At 63.5% G+C, this 17,436-nt stretch carries 17 protein-coding genes; all 17 read right to left on the bottom strand.

The window, feature by feature from the left end:
• Positions 1-6 precede the first annotated feature (6 nt).
• The 17 genes from AC0IYH_RS19570 to AC0IYH_RS19490 all read right to left on the bottom strand — a co-directional run bounded on the left by AC0IYH_RS19570 (position 7) and on the right by AC0IYH_RS19490 (position 17,344).
• Complete coding sequence (locus AC0IYH_RS19570) at positions 7-309, bottom strand: urease subunit gamma (RefSeq protein ID WP_010213535.1); 303 nt, start codon at positions 307-309, stop codon at positions 7-9.
• Between the two features lie 86 nt (positions 310-395).
• Positions 396-1,235: an urease accessory protein UreD gene (locus tag AC0IYH_RS19565; protein WP_471835809.1), complete on the bottom strand. Its 840-nt coding sequence runs from the start codon at positions 1,233-1,235 to the stop codon at positions 396-398.
• Between the two features lie 30 nt (positions 1,236-1,265).
• Positions 1,266-1,964, bottom strand: coding sequence for an urea ABC transporter ATP-binding subunit UrtE (gene urtE / locus AC0IYH_RS19560; protein ID WP_116627286.1), 699 nt, complete (start codon positions 1,962-1,964; stop codon positions 1,266-1,268).
• Between the two features lie 13 nt (positions 1,965-1,977).
• Positions 1,978-2,811 (bottom strand): urea ABC transporter ATP-binding protein UrtD, encoded by an 834-nt coding sequence (gene urtD / locus AC0IYH_RS19555; protein WP_163821523.1) that lies wholly within the window; start codon positions 2,809-2,811, stop codon positions 1,978-1,980.
• The gene (gene urtC / locus AC0IYH_RS19550; protein WP_116627284.1) at positions 2,808-3,875 is read right to left on the bottom strand and encodes an urea ABC transporter permease subunit UrtC; all 1,068 of its coding nucleotides are present in this window, start codon (positions 3,873-3,875) and stop codon (positions 2,808-2,810) included. The genes urtD and urtC overlap by 4 nt, the downstream gene beginning before the upstream one ends.
• Positions 3,875-5,377, bottom strand: a complete 1,503-nt coding sequence (gene urtB / locus AC0IYH_RS19545; RefSeq protein WP_116627283.1) for an urea ABC transporter permease subunit UrtB — start codon at positions 5,375-5,377, stop codon at positions 3,875-3,877. The genes urtC and urtB overlap by 1 nt, the downstream gene beginning before the upstream one ends.
• Before the next feature lie 138 nt (positions 5,378-5,515).
• Entirely contained in the window at positions 5,516-6,781 is a 1,266-nt protein-coding gene (gene urtA, locus AC0IYH_RS19540; protein WP_116627282.1) for an urea ABC transporter substrate-binding protein, read from the bottom strand.
• A 186-nt stretch (positions 6,782-6,967) separates the two neighbouring features.
• A complete protein-coding gene (locus AC0IYH_RS19535; RefSeq protein ID WP_471835806.1) occupies positions 6,968-7,978 on the bottom strand; it encodes a FecCD family ABC transporter permease in 1,011 nt (336 codons plus the stop codon).
• Positions 7,975-8,922, bottom strand: coding sequence for an ABC transporter substrate-binding protein (locus tag AC0IYH_RS19530; protein WP_122774765.1), 948 nt, complete (start codon positions 8,920-8,922; stop codon positions 7,975-7,977). Before AC0IYH_RS19530 ends, AC0IYH_RS19535 begins: the two co-directional genes overlap by 4 nt.
• Entirely contained in the window at positions 8,919-9,707 is a 789-nt protein-coding gene (locus AC0IYH_RS19525; RefSeq protein WP_116627279.1) for an ABC transporter ATP-binding protein, read from the bottom strand. The genes AC0IYH_RS19530 and AC0IYH_RS19525 overlap by 4 nt, the downstream gene beginning before the upstream one ends.
• Positions 9,708-9,769: 62 nt before the next feature.
• Positions 9,770-11,878, bottom strand: coding sequence for a TonB-dependent receptor (locus tag AC0IYH_RS19520; RefSeq protein ID WP_471835803.1), 2,109 nt, complete (start codon positions 11,876-11,878; stop codon positions 9,770-9,772).
• Positions 11,879-12,028: 150 nt separating this feature from the next.
• Positions 12,029-13,411, bottom strand: coding sequence for a PepSY-associated TM helix domain-containing protein (locus AC0IYH_RS19515; RefSeq protein WP_471835801.1), 1,383 nt, complete (start codon positions 13,409-13,411; stop codon positions 12,029-12,031).
• 123 nt (positions 13,412-13,534) lie between these two features.
• Positions 13,535-15,568, bottom strand: a complete 2,034-nt coding sequence (locus tag AC0IYH_RS19510) for a TonB-dependent copper receptor (protein ID WP_471835799.1) — start codon at positions 15,566-15,568, stop codon at positions 13,535-13,537.
• Positions 15,569-15,660: 92 nt separating this feature from the next.
• Positions 15,661-16,056: a DUF2946 domain-containing protein gene (locus AC0IYH_RS19505; protein WP_122774761.1), complete on the bottom strand. Its 396-nt coding sequence runs from the start codon at positions 16,054-16,056 to the stop codon at positions 15,661-15,663.
• A gap of 11 nt (positions 16,057-16,067) precedes the next feature.
• Positions 16,068-16,559, bottom strand: coding sequence for a copper chaperone PCu(A)C (locus tag AC0IYH_RS19500; RefSeq protein WP_471835796.1), 492 nt, complete (start codon positions 16,557-16,559; stop codon positions 16,068-16,070).
• Positions 16,560-16,605: 46 nt separating this feature from the next.
• Positions 16,606-17,001 (bottom strand): DUF2946 domain-containing protein, encoded by a 396-nt coding sequence (locus AC0IYH_RS19495; protein ID WP_122774760.1) that lies wholly within the window; start codon positions 16,999-17,001, stop codon positions 16,606-16,608.
• Positions 17,002-17,098: 97 nt separating this feature from the next.
• The gene (locus AC0IYH_RS19490; protein ID WP_471835794.1) at positions 17,099-17,344 is read right to left on the bottom strand and encodes an addiction module antidote protein; all 246 of its coding nucleotides are present in this window, start codon (positions 17,342-17,344) and stop codon (positions 17,099-17,101) included.
• Positions 17,345-17,436: the final 92 nt, after the last annotated feature.

Raw genomic sequence — 17,436 nt, 5'->3', positions numbered from 1 at the left:
CGTGCCTCAGGCGATGGGTTGGTGAACGGTGACCAGCTTGGTGCCGTCGGGGAAGGTGGCTTCCACCTGGATATCCGGGATCATTTCCGGGATGCCTTCCATCACCTGCTCGCGGCTGAGCAGGGTGGTGCCGAAGTGCATCAGGTCGGCCACCGTGCGGCCATCGCGGGCGCCTTCCATCAAGGCGGCGGAAATGTAGGCGATGGTTTCCGGATAGTTGAGCTTCACCCCGCGCGCCAGGCGCCGTTCGGCCACCAGGCCTGCGGTGAAGATCAGCAGTTTGTCTTTTTCCCGTGGGGTCAGGTCCATGGTTCAAGATCCTTCATAAAATGCATTCTTAAATACAACAGAGATCAACTGTGGGAGGGGGCAAGCCCCCTCCCACATTTTGATCTTCATGTGCTCCAGATTCTTGGTGGTACTGCTTCGCGGCCCAGCACCGCCGGGCGTAGCAACTTCCATAAATCAATCAACCAACCCCGCGCCAACAGCGCCTCACTGGCCAGGCAGCGCGCCACCAGCAGGCCGGGCAATTGGGTCAGGTCGCCGCGCACGGCGTGGGGCAGGGCGCGGCATTGTTCAAGTAATTTTGCGTCGATATCGCCGGTCAGCAGCAGCGTGGCGAACACCGGTTGCCCGTCCAGGCCGATGGGCGAGTCGAGCAAGCCGTCGGCGCCCACAATGCGCTGGCGCTCATGCCAGAGCAACTGGCCGTCGCGGCGGATATCCAGGTGCGATTGGAAGTGGCCCAAGTCGAAGCGTTCGTCACTCGCCGGACGGCCGAGGGCGACCACGTCCCAGTAGAACAACCGTGCGTCACCGCGCAGGTCGATGCGCGTGGTGAGTTCAGCCTGGGCGGCGCTGAACACGATGGTTTCCTGGGGTAGCCACTCCAGCGTGGCGCCGGCTTCAACGGTCAAATCCAGCTGCTGGAATGCCGGGCCGCCGGCGCGGTACCACTTGGCTGCGCCGGGGCTGGTCAACTGCGCCCAGGCACCTTCGGCGACATGCGCGCGGATATCCAGGCGATCGCCGCCGGCAATCCCGCCGGGCGGGTGCACGATGATGTGCTGGCACACCTCGGGGCCTTCGGCGTACAGGTGTTTTTGCACGCGCAGCGGGCCGAGGTGGCGGCGCATCACCGGGCGCGTGGTGTCGCCGAAACGCGCGTAGCCGAGTTCCAGCTCGGCGTGCCAGCTGGGGGTGAACAGGGCAGGGGATACGGGCAGGTTCATGTTTTGTACTTATCGTCAGGACGCTACAGGTTAGATGGTAACCAAGCCGCGTACACCCTCGCTTTGCATATTTTCGCCACGGCCTTGCTGCACGATTTCACCCCGGGACATCACCAGGTACTGGTCGGCCAGTTCGGCGGCGAAGTCGTAGAACTGCTCCACCAACAGGATCGCCATATCGCCGCGTGCCGCGAGTTTTTTGATCACCGCGCCAATCTCCTTGATCACCGACGGCTGGATGCCTTCGGTGGGTTCATCGAGGATCAAAAGGCGCGGGCGACTGGCCAGGGCGCGGCCGATCGCCAACTGTTGCTGCTGGCCGCCGGACAAGTCGCCGCCGCGCCGGTGCTTCATCTGCAGCAGCACCGGGAACAATTCATAGATAAACGCCGGTACTTCCTTGGCCTCCGAGCCTGGAAAGCGCGAGAGCCCCATCAGCAGGTTTTCTTCCACCGTCAGCCGGCCGAAAATCTCCCGGCCCTGGGGCACGTAGGCAATGCCCGCGTGCACACGCTGGTGCGGCTTTAGGCCGGTGATCGCTTTGCCTTCCCAATTCACTACGCCTTCTTTGGCCGGCAGCAAACCCATCAGGCACTTGAGCAAGGTGGTCTTGCCCACGCCGTTACGGCCAAGCAGGCAGGTGACTTCACCGACTTTCACGTCAAACGAAAGCCCGCGCAGGATGTGGCTACCGCCGTAGTACTGGTGCAGCTTGTCGACTTGCAGCATGTTCATTTTCTCCTTAGCGGCCGAGGTAAACCTCGATCACCCGCTCATTTTCCTGCACCTGCTCCAGCGACCCTTCGGCCAGCACGCTGCCCTGGTGCAACACGGTCACGTGGTCGGCAATCGAGCCGACAAACCCCATGTCGTGTTCCACCACCATCAGCGAATGCTTGCCGGCCAGGCGCTTGAACAGCTCGGCGGTGAATTCGGTTTCGGCGTCGGTCATGCCCGCCACCGGTTCGTCCAGCAGCAACAGTTGCGGGTCTTGCATCAGTAGCATGCCGATTTCCAGGAACTGCTTCTGGCCGTGGGACAACAGCCCGGCCGGGCGCTGTACCGAGGCAGTCAGGCGGATGGTGTCGAGCACTTCGTCGATGCGGTCTTTCTGCTCGCCGCTCAGGCGCGCGCGCAGGCTGGCCCACACCGACTTGTCGGTCTTCTGCGCCAGCTCCAGGTTTTCGAACACGCTGAGGGCTTCGAACACCGTGGGTTTCTGGAACTTGCGGCCGATGCCGGCCTGGGCGATCTGCACTTCGCTCATGCTCGTCAGGTCCAGGGTTTCGCCGAACCAGGCCTTGCCGTGGCTGGGCCGGGTCTTGCCGGTGATCACGTCCATCAGCGTGGTCTTGCCCGCGCCGTTGGGGCCGATGATGCAACGCAGTTCGCCGACGCCGATATACAGGTTCAAATCATTGAGCGCCTTGAAGCCATCGAAGCTCACGCTGATGTCTTCCAGGGTCAGGATGGTGCCGTGGCGGGTGTTGAGGCCAGTACCGGCAGCCTGGCCAATACCGATGGCATCGCGGCCGCTGCCTGCATCGAAAATAGGTTCAAGCATGACATTCCTCATTTCTTCAGCAGGCCGATAACGCCCTTGGGCAGGTACAGGGTGACGATGATGAACAGCGCGCCGAGGAAGAACAGCCAGTATTCCGGGAAGGCCACGGTGAACCAGCTCTTCATGCCATTCACCACACCCGCGCCGAGCAACGGCCCGATCAGCGTGCCGCGCCCGCCCAGCGCCACCCACACGGCGGCTTCGATGGAGTTGGTCGGCGACATTTCGCTGGGGTTGATGATGCCTACTTGCGGCACATACAAGGCCCCGGCCAGGCCGCACAACACCGCGCTCAACACCCACACGAACAGCTTGAAACCACGCGGGTCGTAGCCGCAGAACATCAGGCGGTTCTCGGCGTCGCGCAACGCGGTCAGCACCCGGCCGAACTTGCTTTGCGCCAGGCGCCAGCCGATGTACAGGCTCGCAACCAGCAACACCACGGTGGCAAAGAACAGCACCGCGCGGGTGCCCGGCTCGGTGATGCCGAAGCCAAGGATGCTGCGGAAATTGGTGAAGCCGTTGTTGCCGCCGAAGCCGGTCTCGTTGCGAAAAAACAACAGCATCCCGGCGAAGGTCAGGGCCTGGGTCATGATCGAGAAATACACGCCCTTGATCCGCGAGCGGAAGGCGAAGAACCCGAACACCAGCGCCAGCACACCCGGCGCCAGAACCACCAGGCACAGGGCCCAGAGGAAGTGCTCGGTGCCGACCCAGTACCACGGCAGTTCGGTCCACGACAGAAACGTCATGAACGCCGGCAGCTCATCGCCGGACGCCTGGCGCATCAGGTACATGCCCATGGCATAGCCGCCGAGGGCGAAGAACAGGCCGTGGCCGAGGGAGAGCATTCCCGCGTAACCCCACACCAGGTCCAGCGCGAGGGCGACGATGGCGTAGCAGAGGATCTTGCCCACCAGGGTCAGGGTGTAGGCGGAGATATGAAAGGCGTTGTCCGGCGGCAACAGCGACAGCAGCGGCAGCGCCAGCAGCACTACAAGGATCAGCGCGCCCACGGCAATCGTGACTTTGGGGCCAGCCTTTTGCGCGGCTGTAAGCATCAATGGCTGGTTCATCAGTCGATCACCCGTCCTTTCAGTGCGAAGAGTCCCTGCGGGCGTTTCTGGATAAACAGAATGATCAGCGCGAGGATCAGGATCTTGCCGAGCACGGCGCCGATCTGCGGTTCGAGAATCTTGTTGGCGATCCCCAGTCCGAAGGCGGCCATGACGCTACCGGCCAATTGACCGACGCCACCGAGCACGACCACCAGGAACGAGTCGATGATGTAGCTCTGGCCCAGGTCCGGGCCGACGTTACCGATCTGGCTCAGCGCCACGCCGCCCAGCCCGGCGATGCCGGAGCCGAGGCCAAACGCGAGCATGTCCACACGCCCGGTTGGCACGCCGCAGCAGGCGGCCATGTTGCGGTTCTGGGTGACGGCGCGCACGTTGAGGCCCAGGCGCGTCTTGTTCAGCAGCAGCCAGGTCAGCACCACCACGCACAGCGCGAAGGCGATGATGACGATGCGGTTGTACGGCAGCACCAGGTTGGGCAGCACTTGGATACCACCGGACAGCCACGCCGGGTTGGAGACTTCGACGTTCTGCGCGCCGAACACCAGGCGTACCAACTGGATCAGCATCAGGCTGATGCCCCAGGTGGCCAGCAGGGTTTCCAGCGGGCGGCCGTAGAGGTGACGGATCACCGTGCGTTCCAGCGCCATGCCGATGCAGGCGGTGACAAAAAACGCCACCGGCAGCGCAATCAAGGGGTAGAACTCGATGGCAGCCGGCACGTAGCGCTGCATCAACAACTGCACCACGTAGGTGGAGTAGGCGCCGAGCATCAGCATTTCGCCGTGGGCCATGTTGATCACGCCGAGCAGGCCGAAGGTGATCGCCAGGCCGAGGGCCGCTAGCAGCAGGATCGAACCCAGGGACATGCCGCTGAAGGCCTGGCCGAGGATCTCGCCCATCATCAGTTTGCGTTTGACCTGGGCCAGGCTGGTTTCGGCGGCGGTGTGCACGGCGGCGTCGGTTTCCACACCGGGGGCCAGCAACGCTTCAAGGCGCGTACGGGCCAGCGGGTCGCCAGTGCTGCCGAGCAAACGCACGGCGGCGAGGCGCACCACCGGGTCGGGGTCGACCAGTTGCAGGTTGGCCAGGGCCAGGCTGAGGGCGGTGTGTACGCCTTCGTTGGTCTCGGCGGCCACTTGCTGGTCGAGGAATTTGAGTTGCGCAGGTACGGCGCTTTTTTGCAGGGTCACCGCTGCGGCCAAGCGCACCTTGGGGTCGGCGGCGAGCAGTTGCTGGCTGGCTTGTACGTTGTCGATCAGGCCGCGCAGACGGTTGTTCAGGCGTACGGTTTTTACTTCACCGTTTAGCGTGAGCTGGCCTTGCTGCAGGGCGTCCACCAACTCGATGCGCGCCGGGTCGGGCTGGGCGGCCCAGTCCTGGAGAAGCTTGGCTTGTTGCATCGGGTTGGCGGCAAGGAAGTCTTCGGCGTCGCTGGCGTGTGCGGCGAAGGGCAGCAATAGCAGCAGCGTCAGGAAGTAGCGTGTGAGGGCAGTGGGCATAAACAAATGTCCTGATCATGCGTGGACAGTGTGGGAGGGGGCTTGCCCCCGATAGCGGAGTGTCAGATGAAACTTCTGTCACTGATCCACCGCCATCGGGGGCAAGCCCCTCCCACATTTTTAACCTGTGGTGGGGTTTTAGTTGCTCTTCACCGCATGGTCCGGCTTCTTGTCATTGCCCGGAATGTACGGGCTCCACGGCTGTGCACGGATTGGTTCATTGGTCTGCCACACCACCGAGAACTGCCCATCGGCCTGGATCTCGCCGATCATCACCGGCTTGTGCAGGTGGTGGTTGGTCTTGTCCATGGTCAGGGTGAAGCCCGACGGCGCGGCGAAGGTCTGCCCGGCCAGCGCTTCACGCACTTTGTCGACGTCGGTGGACTTGGCTTTCTCCGCTGCCTGCGCCCACATATGGATACCCACGTAGGTGGCTTCCATCGGGTCGTTGGTCACCGCTTTGTCGGCGCCCGGCAGGTTGTGTTTCTTGGCGTAGGCTTTCCAGTCGGCAACGAATTTCTTGTTCACCGGGTTCTCTACCGACTGGAAGTAGTTCCACGCCGCGAGGTTGCCAACCAATGGCTTGGTGTCGATGCCGCGCAGTTCTTCTTCGCCCACCGAGAACGCCACCACCGGTACGTCGGTGGCTTTCAGGCCCTGGTTGGCCAGCTCTTTGTAGAACGGCACGTTGGAGTCGCCGTTCACGGTGGAGATCACCGCAGTCTTGCCGCCGGCGGAGAATTTCTTGATGTTGGCGACGATGGTCTGGTAGTCGGCGTGGCCGAACGGGGTGTAGACCTCTTCGATATCTTTATCCGCTACGCCCTTGGAGTGCAGGAACGAGCGCAGGATTTTGTTGGTGGTGCGCGGGTACACGTAGTCGGTGCCGAGCAGGAAGAACCGCTTGGCGCTGCCGCCTTCTTCGCTCATCAGGTATTCCACCGCCGGGATCGCCTGCTGGTTCGGCGCCGCACCGGTATAGAACACGTTCGGCGACATCTCTTCGCCTTCGTATTGCACCGGGTAGAACAGCAAACCGTTGAGTTCTTCGAACACCGGCAACACCGATTTACGCGACACCGAGGTCCAGCAGCCGAACACTACGGCGACCTTGTCCTGGGTCAGCAACTGGCGGCCCTTTTCGGCGAACAGCGGCCAGTTCGACGCGGGGTCGACCACCACCGGCTCGAGCATCTTGCCGTTCACGCCGCCCTTGGCGTTGATCTCGTCGATGGTCATCAGCGCCATGTCTTTGAGCGATGTTTCGGAGATGGCCATGGTGCCGGACAGCGAGTGCAGGATGCCGACCTTGATGGTCTCGGCGGCCTGGACGGTCCAGGTCAGGCCCATGGCGGCAATGGATGCAGACAGTGTGAAAGCCTTGATCAAGCTGCGACGCTTCATGGTGCAGTCTCCGTGAACTCAACATTGTTATGAGGGGGACAAGTCGAGGAGGTGATTGCAAGCGCTGTGCCTAGTCGGGAAACGGCATGAAATGGTCGCTTCGCCCATGGCCGGGCAGGCGTTGTGCACCATGAACTGGCAAGTCGCAGGGCTGGGTGCGTGGTGGTGCGCTACAACGGGGCAGGCTCAGCGCCTGCGCATCAAACCGATAAAAAACAGCCCGCCAATCGCGGCCGTGGCCACGCCGATGGGCAAGTCTTCCGGGGCGATCAGCGTGCGCGCGGCCACGTCGACCCACACCAGGAACACACTGCCCAGCAGTGCACACACCGGTAGCAGGCGGCGATGCTCGGCGCCGACCAGCCGCCGGGCGATGTGCGGCACCATCAGCCCGACAAAGCCGATGGAACCGCTGACGGACACCAGCACACCGGTCATCAGGGAGGCGATCAGGAACACGTTCAGCCGCACATTGCGTGCGTTCAGGCCGAGGGTCACGGCGGTCTGTTCGCCGGCCATCAGCGCGTTCAATGGGCGCGCCATGCCCTGCAGCAACCCCAGCCCGAGCAGCACCGTGGCGGCGGGTATTGCCAGCAGCTCCCAGCGCGCCAGGCCGAGGCCGCCGAGCATCCAGAACATCACCGCCGACGCCGCGCGGTGGTCGCCCATAAACAGCAGCAGGTTGGCGGCGGCCATCATCACGAACGATACCGCCACGCCGCACAGCAGCAGGCGATCACTCTCCAGCCGGCCACTGCGACTGGCCACCGCCAGCACCACCAGCATGCTCAGCAAGGCGCCGATAAACGCGGCGAGGGGCAAGGTCAGCAGGCCGATGATTTCACCCACATGCAGCACCACAATCACCGCGCCCAGGGTGGCGCCGGAGGTGACGCCGAGCAGGTGCGGGTCGGCCAGCGGGTTGCGCGTGACCGCCTGCAACACCGCGCCGATCAACGCCAACCCGGCGCCCACCAAGGCGCCGAGCAGCATGCGCGGCACGCGGATCAGCCAGACGATATGTTCCTGGCCGACGCTCCAGCTCACCTCGCCGAAGCCGAAGGCGTTGTGCAGTAAAATCCGCCACACCACCTCCACCGGCACCCGCGCGGAGCCGAACCCCAGCGACACCACGCAGGAGATCAGCAACAACGCGCCAAGGGCACTCAGCAGCAGGGCGTAGCGACGGGTAATCATTCGCCGTGGAACCCCTTGGCCAGGGTTTCCACCGCCAGCACGTTATCGATGCCCGGCGTGGCCTGCACGTAGGGGATCACGATAAAACGCTGGTTCTTGATCGCGTCCACCGATTGCAGCGCCGGGTTGTTGAGCAGGAACTGCTGTTTTTGCTCGGCGGTGATTTCGCTGTAGTCGACGATCACGATCACCTGCGGGTTGCGCTCCACCACGGTTTCCCAGTTGACGCGGGTCCAGCTGGCGTCGACATCATCGAGGATATTGCGCCCGCCGGCGGCATCGATCAGCGCCTGGGGCATGCCCAGGCGGCCGGAGGTCATGGCGCGGTCTTCGCCGCTGTCGTAGAGGAACACGCGGGGTTTGTCGGCAGGCAGGTCTTTGCGCACCTCGGCGACCTGCGCCTGCATCTGCGCGATCAGCGCATTGGCGCGGTCCTGCACGTCGAAGATCTTGCCGAGGTTGCGCAGGTCGTTGTAGGTGTCGTCCAGGGTCGCGGCCGGGCGCTTCATCACGAAGGCGCAGGATTCGGTCAGCTCATACACGTTGATGCCCAAGGGTTGCAGGGTGTTTGGCGTAAGGTCGCCGCCCACGCGCATGCCGTAGTCCCAGCCGGCGAAGAAGAAATCCACATTGGCATTGAGCAAGGTTTCCACCGATGGGTACTTGCTCGCCAGCTCCGGCAGGCCGTCGAGGGTCTGGGCCATTTCCGGGGTGACCGACTTCCAGCCGGTGACGCCGCTGTAGCCGGCCATGCGTGGCTTGAGGCCGAGGGCGAGCATCATCTGGGTCATGTTGATGTCGTGGCTCACCGCGTGTTTCGGGGCTTCCTGGAAGGTCACGTCGCGGTTGCAGCTTTTGACGGTGACCGGGTAATGGGTCGCGGCGGCGAACGCGTTGGCAGTGCCGAGCAGCAGGGCGAGAGGCAGCAGGGAGCGCAGGATCATGGTTGGGTTATCCAGGTGATTCGAGGGTGGTCGGCCAGGGGATGAGTGTCGATCAGCGCTTCAACGCCGAACACCTCGCGCAGCAGTTCGGCGGTCAGCACTTGATGGGGCGTGCCGCTGGCGACGATGCGCCCGTGGTCGATCACATAGAGGCGATCGCAAAACGCGGCGGCCAGGTTCAGGTCGTGGATGCTCGCCAGGGTGCCGATATTCAGGCGCTTGACCAGCCGCAGCAGCTCCAGCTGATAGCGTGGGTCGAGGTGGTTGGTCGGCTCGTCGAGGATCAGCAACTGTGGCTGCTGGGCCAGGGCGCGGGCGAGGATCACGCGCTGCTTTTCACCACCCGAGAGGGTGGCGAAGGCATGGTCTTCGAAACCCAGCAGGCCGACGGATTCAAGTGCGCTCTGCACCAACTGCTGGTCGTGCAAAGTGTCGCCATCGAACAAGCCTTTGTGCGGCGTACGGCCCATGGCAACCACTTCGTCCACGCGCAGGCCGAAGGCATCGGGGAATTCCTGCAGCACCACGGCGATGCGTTGCGCGCACCATTTGGCGGTTTGTTTCCACACGTTCTGGTGGGCGAGCAGCACGTCGCCGTGGGCCGGTTTGCTGAACCGGTAGGCGCAGCGCAGCAGGCTGGTCTTGCCGCTGCCGTTGGGGCCGATGAGGCCCACGAACTCCCCCGCACCGACTTGCAGGCTGGCGTTTCGCAGCTGGAAGTGGTGGTGACAGTGGCCGTGATCGGACGGGGTCCAAGTCACGTCGGTGAGGGTGAGTGAGGTCATCAATATTCTCAAGTCCAACACAGGTCAAATATGGGAGGGGGCAAGCCCCCTCCCACATTTTGTTAGAAGGTGTAGTCCGCCGTGACGAAGAATGAGCGTGGCTCACCTAAAATCCATTGCTGGCCGTCGTTGTATTGGCTCACGGCATAAGTGCGGTCAAACAGGTTGTTCAATTGCAGACCCAGGGTGGTGTTGCGCGCCGCCTGCCACGACACCGTCGCATCGACCACGGTGTAGCTCGGCAACTCGTTCTGGTTGGCCATGTCGGCATAACGCGCGTCGACGTAGCGCACCCCGGCACCGGCGCGAATGTCGTCGGTCACGGCCTTGCTCAACCACAGGTTGGCGGTGCGGCGCGGTACGTCCACCGGGCGGTTGCCATCGCGGGAGACCTGCACGCCGTTGACGTCCTGGTTGAAGTCGTCGTACTGCGCGTGGACGATGGCCGCGTTGGCTTGTAGCTGCCAGGCGTGCGGCAGTTGCAGGTCGAGGCTGGCTTCCAGGCCACGGGAGGATTGCTGGCCGACTTGCTGCTGGTGGTCGGGGTCGCCCGGTGTGTCGGTGAGCAGCTTTTTCTTGACGATGTGATAGGCCGCCAACGTCCATTCGCCGCGCTGGTTCCAGAAGGCTTGCTTGACGCCGATCTCGGTCTGCTTGGCGGTGGCCAGGTCGAATTGCTGCTGGCCGGGGCTCAGGGAAATCAGGCCGCCGACGCCGTCAGTGCTGGTGGCGTACTGGCCGTAGATCGAGGTGTCCGGGGTGATCGCATACACCAGGCCGACCTTCCAGTTATTGCCGGTGAGGGTCTTGTCGCTCTGGCTGCCGTCGCGCAAGTTGTCGCGGTCGATGTGCGCGTAGTCGCGGCGGATGCCGGTGATCAGCGACAGTTGATCGGTGAGTTGCAGGCGGTTTTCGGCGAAGCCGGCCACGGTTTTGGTGGTGCTGGCGAACAGCGGCTGGAACGGGTCGTTACTGGCGAACTGGCCGGGTGCCGGGTGGTTCACGTCGATGGGTTGGCCGGTGGAAAACGTGTCTGCAAACGGCGAGTTGCTGGCCAGGCGGAAGCGGATGCGGTTGTACTCCACGCCGGTCACGGTCTGGCTGTCGAGGCCGAACAGCGTGTGTTTGAAGGTGAAGGTCTGGCGGTCGCCGACCTGCTCCTGATTGTGCTTGATGCCGTAGTTGCCGCTGCGGGTCAGTTGGCCGTTGGTGAAGTTGTAGTTCTCGGCGTTCTGCCAGCGGCGCTGGTTTTTCAGGTAGAACAGCTCGTTGGTGGCGCTGACGCTGTCGTTGATCTGCCATTCGCTGGTCAGGCGCGTCCACTGGTCGTTGTAGTGCTGGGTGTCGTTGCTGACGTTGTAGTTCTTGTCGCGCAGGCCCTTGTGCAACTGGCCGTTGATCAGCGGCGTGCCGAAGTAGTTTTGCGGGTGCTGGTCGCCGTAGTCGCTGGCCAAGGTGAAGCTCAGGTTGTCGGCGGCCTGCCAGCGCAGGGCGCCGCTGACGAAGTCGCTGCTGGAGTCGCCACGGTCGATGAAACCATTGCTGCGCAGGCGGTTGAGGTTCAGGCGGTAGCTCAGGGTGTCGGTCAGCGAGCCGCCGCTGTCCAGGGCTTGTTGCTGGCGATCATAAGAGCCGTAGCCCAGGCGGATATGGTTTTCGATCGCGCCGCTGAACGGTTTTTTCGGCACGGTGTTGACCACTGCACCGGTGGCGCCTTCGCCATACAGCACCGAGGCTGGGCCGCGCAAAACGTCGACGCGTTCCACTGACCAGGTGTCCACCGGGAAGGTCGAGGTGCCCATGCCCATGTACATGCGATTGCCGTCGTACAGCTGCATCACCGAACCCTGGCCGGTAAAACCACGGGCCGACAGCGAGGTGCCGCCGTCGCCGGGCGAGCCGGTGCGGCTGATGCCGGTGGCGCGGGAAATGGCGTCCTGCACGCTGGCGTCGCCACGTTCGCGGATCTGCGCGCCGGTCTGGCTTTCGACGCTGCCGGGGGTTTGCAGGGCCGTGAGGTTCAGGCGCGAGCCGGCGGTGGTCGGGGTGTGCAGGTCGACGTGCTGGTCGTCCACTTCAGGCGCGGTGATGGGGCTGGCGGGCAGGGTCAGGGCCTGGGCGCTGTTATGCAGGGCGAGCAGGCACAGGCCGGACGCAAGGTACTTGTTCATCGGTCGATCAATCTTCTTTACGGGGGTACTCGCCGCAGAGCGCGGCGAGCAACGATAACGCAGAAAGTGTTATAAGTTAACACTTATTGGCTGCGGGGCAAAAGTTGCGCAAGGCTACAGAAGCCGTCTGCAGCGGGCATCTCGCCTGCTTCATGCAGAACCTGAGGCAGATTCACGTTGCGTGAACAGCCGCGCCAACACCAGGCGGTCCAGGGCCCACACCGCAATCAACGAGGCGCCCACCAACGGAAAAATGATCGACAGCGCGAGCATGATCACCATCGCGGTTTTCCACTTGGGCAGGTCATGGCGCAACGGCGGAACACCCAGGCCGCCCTGTGGGCGACGCTTCCACCAGATCACCACGCCACTCACGGCGCTGAGCAGGATCATCAGGCAGATCAGCAGCACGATCAGTTGGTTGACCCAGCCGAACATCTTGCCTTCATGCAGCATCACCCCGGTTTCGGTAGCGCGCGCCACCGTGTTGTAGTGTTCCCAGCGCACATCGGCGAGGACCTTGCCGGTGTACTGGTCCACGTGCAGGGTAGCGTCGTTGCGTGGGTCGTTGGCGAACACCGCCACGGTGAACACGCCTTCGGCGGTGGTCGGGAAGGTGATGCTGTAGCCGGGCTCGACCTTGCGCGCGGTGGCCAGGTCGACCACTTGTTGCAGGCGAATGCTCGGTGCGGCCGGCGCCGCATGCATGGACCCGTGGTTCATGTGTTCGGCGTGGTCGCCGGACATCGGCATCGGCGTGTTTTCCATGGCCCAGGGCACGGTCTGCTGGCTGGCGGTGTTGAGCACCCGCGCCTGCTGGTCGGATTGCGGCACGTTGTTCCACATGGCGGCAGGGAAGGTGTTCCACAGGTCGGCGTATTGCTTGCCCCAGAAGCCGGTCCAGGTCATGCCGCTGAGCAGCATCACCAACAGGAAGGCCGCGCCCCAGAAACCGGCGACTGCGTGCATGTCACGCCATAGCACACGGCCACGGCTGTTGAAGCGTGGCCACAGCACCCCGGCCGACGACTTGCCGCGCGGCCACCACAGGTACAGGCCCGACACCACCAGCATCACGCCCCAACCGGCGGCGAGTTCCACCAGGCGATCGCCCACGGTGCCGATCATCAGCTCGCCGTGCAGGGCGCGGGCGATGGCTTGCAGGTTGTATTTCGCGTCCTGCTCGCCGAGTACGCTGCCGCGATACGGGTCGAGGAACACGCTGACTTCGCGGCCGTCTTGATGCATAACGAACTGCGCGCTGCTGGTGGCGTCGGCTGGTGGCAGGTATTTGCTGATCTTGCCCTGGGGGAAGGCGGCCTGGGCGCGTTGCAGTTGCTCGTCGGCGCTCAGGGCGTGTTCGGCGGCGGGTACGGTGAGCAGGTTGGCGTACATCAGTGGGTCGAGTTGGGGTTTGAACAGGTAGATGATGCCGGTGAGGGCCAGCAGCACCATGAAGGGTGCGACGAAGAGGCCGGCGTAGAAGTGCCAGCGCCAGGCCAGGTTGTAGAAGGAGATTTTTTGGGTGGTCATCAGGGGGCTCCGCAAAGGCTTTGAATTTTTTGTGTTGGTCAGGCCGCCATCGGGGGCAAGCCCCCTCCCACATTTGATTTGTGAATACATTCAAAGGTGGGAGGGGACTTGCCCCCGATGCTTTTAAAAGCTCATGTCAACTTTGGTCCAGAGTGTTCGACCGGGCTCCTTGATGGCTTGCGGGTCGTTGGCCGGGTAGCCGAACCCGGCGTTGCCGGCCAGGTTCAGGTGCTCGGCGTAGGCCTTGCCGAACAGGTTGTCGACGCCGGTGCTGACCTTGAAGTTTTTATTGATGCGATACGCCGCATTCAGCGAGAACACGCCAAAGCCGCCGCTCTTGTCGAAGTCCTTGCCGACCACGTTGCCCTTGTTCGCGTCGATGCGATTCTGCGCGGCGACCACGCGCCACAGCGCGCCGGCGCTCCAGTCGTCTTCGCTGTAGGTGAGGCCCAGGCGCGCATCCAGCGGCGGCATCTGCGGCAGTGCCTTGCCGTCGCTGCTGTTCTTGCCCCAGGCATAGGCCAGGGTCGCGTCGGCCTTCCAGTTGCGCGTCAGTTTGTAGGCCGCGCCGAGTTCGCCACCCAGGATGCGCGCGTCTACGTTGCGCGCCTGGGAGGTGGTGCCCATCATCCCCGGCCGGTAGTCGAACAGGATGTAGTCGCGCACCTGGCCGATATAACCCGAGGCCCAGGCTTCGAGGTCGGCGCTTTTGTACTGCGCGCCGAAGTCGATTTGGGTGGTCTTCTCCGGTTTCACGCCGTCGAAGGCATTCACCGCACCGACGGCGCCGGTGTCTGGGGAAAACAGCTCCCAGTAATCAGGGAAACGCTCCGCGTGCCCCAACCCGGCGTAGAGGGTGGTGGGGCTGTCGGCCAGGTCGTGCTCGTAGCGCACAAAACCCGAGGGCAGGGTATCGGCGCGGGTGTCGCCTGCCGTTGCGCTGGCTTCGCGAAAATCCTTGGCCGAGGCGCGGTCCAGGCGCGCGCCGGTGATCAGGCGGTCGCGGTCGGCGGCGTACCAGGTGAGTTCGCCGAACACGCCGTAGTTGTGGAAGTTGGCGTCCTTGACCTTGGGCAAATCCTTGTAAGTGTCGATGCCCATGCTGCTGCGTTCGCGGTGTTCGTTGGTCTGTGCGTCCAGGCCGCCGATCAGTTGCACATCGGCCCAGCGCCAGGTGGCCTTGATGCGCGCGCCGAGGGTGCGGCGGTCGACGTTGGCGGCCATCGGCCCGGCCATCATCCCGGTGCCCGACGGCCTGCGCAGGCTGTAGTTGTCCATCACATGGTCGGCGTAGTTGTAGTAGACCTGGGCTTCGACCTTGTCCAGCACCTCGCCGATATTGGACTTTTCGAACCGCAGCCCCAGGCTTTCGCGCAGGAACTGCGAGCCGTCCATGCCGCGCCCGGCGTAGCGTGCTTCGCCATCGCCACGGCCGGCGGTGAGTTCCAGCAGGGTGTCGGCGTCGGGGGTGAAGCCCACGGCGACGTCGCCATTCCATTTGTCGTAGCGTGAGGCGACGGTGTCGTTGTTGCCGTCCTTGTAGTCGTCGGCGTGGGCCTGGTTGCCGATCACACGCACATAGCCCAGCGGGCCACCGGCGGCGGCATCGATGACCTTGTCGAAACGCCCGTTGGAGCCGGCCAGCACACTGGCGTTGAGGCGGGTGCCGAGCGCGCCGAAGTGCTCCGGCTCGCGCTCGAACAGCACCGTGCCGGCCGACGCTCCGGGACCCCAGAGTACGGTTTGCGGGCCTTTGATCACGGTGAGTTTGTCGTAGGTTTCCGGCGAGATGTACGCGGTGGGCGCGTCCATCCGGCCCGGGCAGGCGCCGAGCATCTGGCTGCCGTTGGTGAGGATATTCAGGCGCGAGCCAAACATGCCGCGTAACACCGGGTCGCCGTTGGTGCCGCCGTTGCGCACCAGGGCGAAGCCGGGGATGGTCTTGAGGTAGTCGCCGCCATCGCTGGCCGGCACCGGCTGGCGCGGGTCTTTCGGGTGGGTGACCACGGTCAGCGGTGAGCTGGGGGCGATGGCGGTGATCACCGTGGGGCTCAGTTCATGTTCGTCGGCCTGGGCCTGTGGCGCCAGGAGCGCGCCGCATAAAACGGCGAGCACGGGGGTGCATCCCAAACGGGTGTCAGCAGAAAACCTGGACATAAAAATCCCATCAATCAATCGTAAACAACACGGCCAGCAGCCTGCGGCTGGCTGTCTGAAGTCGGCCGGGGTGAAGTAACGGTATTAAGCGCTTACGCGATGATGGGCGGCGCGCGACTGCGGGCGCCGGGGAAGATGCTTTGCCGGGCGTGGCCCAGGCGCGTGGCGGGGGTGAGGGCGTTGGCCGGCGGCGGGGTGCTGAGGGTGAAGGTTGAAACGCCGCCGGGCAGGGCGGGGCAACTGTAGAGCAGGTCGCAATAGCCGCACTTGGACCAGAGGGCGTGGTGTTCGTCAGGGGCGGGGGTGTGTGCGTGATGGTCGCCCGACATGTCCATGGGCATTTGCATCGACATACCGGCGTGATGATCCATCGGCATCGCTTGGGAAATCAGCGGACCGATAAAGATCATCAGCATGGCGAACAGGCTGATCCAGCTGCCGCGCATTACGCGGTGGTGTGGACGGTGCCTGGCGCGAGGGGCGCCCATCGAGTGTTGGCCTACTGGGCGTGCTTATGCTCGTGGCTGGGCACTGGCGGCACTGGCGGCACTTTCTGCACCGACACTTCCACTTCGACCTTGCCGGCTTTTTCGAAGGTGAGGGTCAGCGGGAACTGTTTGCCATCGGCCAGCAGGCTGCGGTCCTTGAGACCGAGCAACATCACGTGGTACGCCATGGGTGCGAAGGTCAGGTCGCCCTTGGCGGGCACGGCCACGCTGGGCACTTGCTGCATCTTCATCAAGTCGCCCTGCATCACATGCTCATGCAACTCGGCCTTGTCGGCCACCGGGGTGTCGACGCTGAGCAGGCGGTCCGGGGTTTCGCCGGTGTTGTGAATCACGAAATACGCCGCGACGGTGGGCGCGTTCGGCGGCAATTCCTGGGACCAGGGGTTGCTGACCAACAGGTCGCCGGCCTTGTAGTCGTCGGCATTGGCGGCACTGAACACCGGCAGCAGCAATGCCGCCAGAAGCAGGGAAGATTTGAGCATGGCAGTTCTCCAGAACGGTTCTAAACGCAGTTCACTTGCGAAGAAATCAGACCGTTGGAGAGGCGCGCGGGTTGAGGCTCGGCCATTGCTGACGCGGTGTCGGCGATTGCAGCGAAGGGGGCGGCAGGCTCTGGAATGCATCGAACCGCGTGACATACAACTGCGGCACATGCCCCGGCAACGCCACCAACGGCGCCGAGCCCGAGCAACACCAGCAATGCTGCATGGTGGAATGTTCGTCCTGCTGCGGCGCCGGAATTTCCAGCTTGCCCAGGGCAATCGCCTTGAGGCTTGCGCCATTGGAGGAGCAGAAACCGCCCCATATCAATTGCTGCACAGGGTCCTGGGATTGCTGCATCGCACTGGCCATCGGCATGGCAAACGCATTGAACAGCACTGCTAGGCAGGCGATCCAGGCAATTGCAAAGCGTTGACGGGCCATGGCGGACGATCCGTAGGGTTAAACGATCAGGTGGGTATTTAGCCTGATCGGGGGGGATAAGTAAAAAGGGCCGGTGTGGTTTGGTGTCGCAGTGGTATCAGACCGCCCTGGCGTGAAGCTTGAGGCCCAGAGCTTTCATGACTTTCATGATAGTCGCGAACTCGGGATTGCCAGTGCTGGAGAGGGCTTTATACAAACTTTCGCGTCCGAGGCCAGCGTCGCGGGCTATTTGGGTCATGCCTTGGGCGCGTGCAATATCGTTGAGAGCGGTGCGAATCAAAAGACCATCACCCGCATTGTCTTCAAAGCAGGTCTCTCGCAGTTGCTGGCTGATCGGGTGCATGAGGGTATCGGCAGGCAATAGGCGCGGGCAACTCAGAACACAGGTCAAAGGTGGGAGGGGGCTTGCCCTCGATGGCAGTGTGTCAGTCAACA

It is taken from the genome of Pseudomonas sp. AC463 (assembly GCF_979253585.1).
Note: the sequence above shows the minus strand (reverse complement) of the source record. Positions and strands in the feature narration are given on the sequence as shown.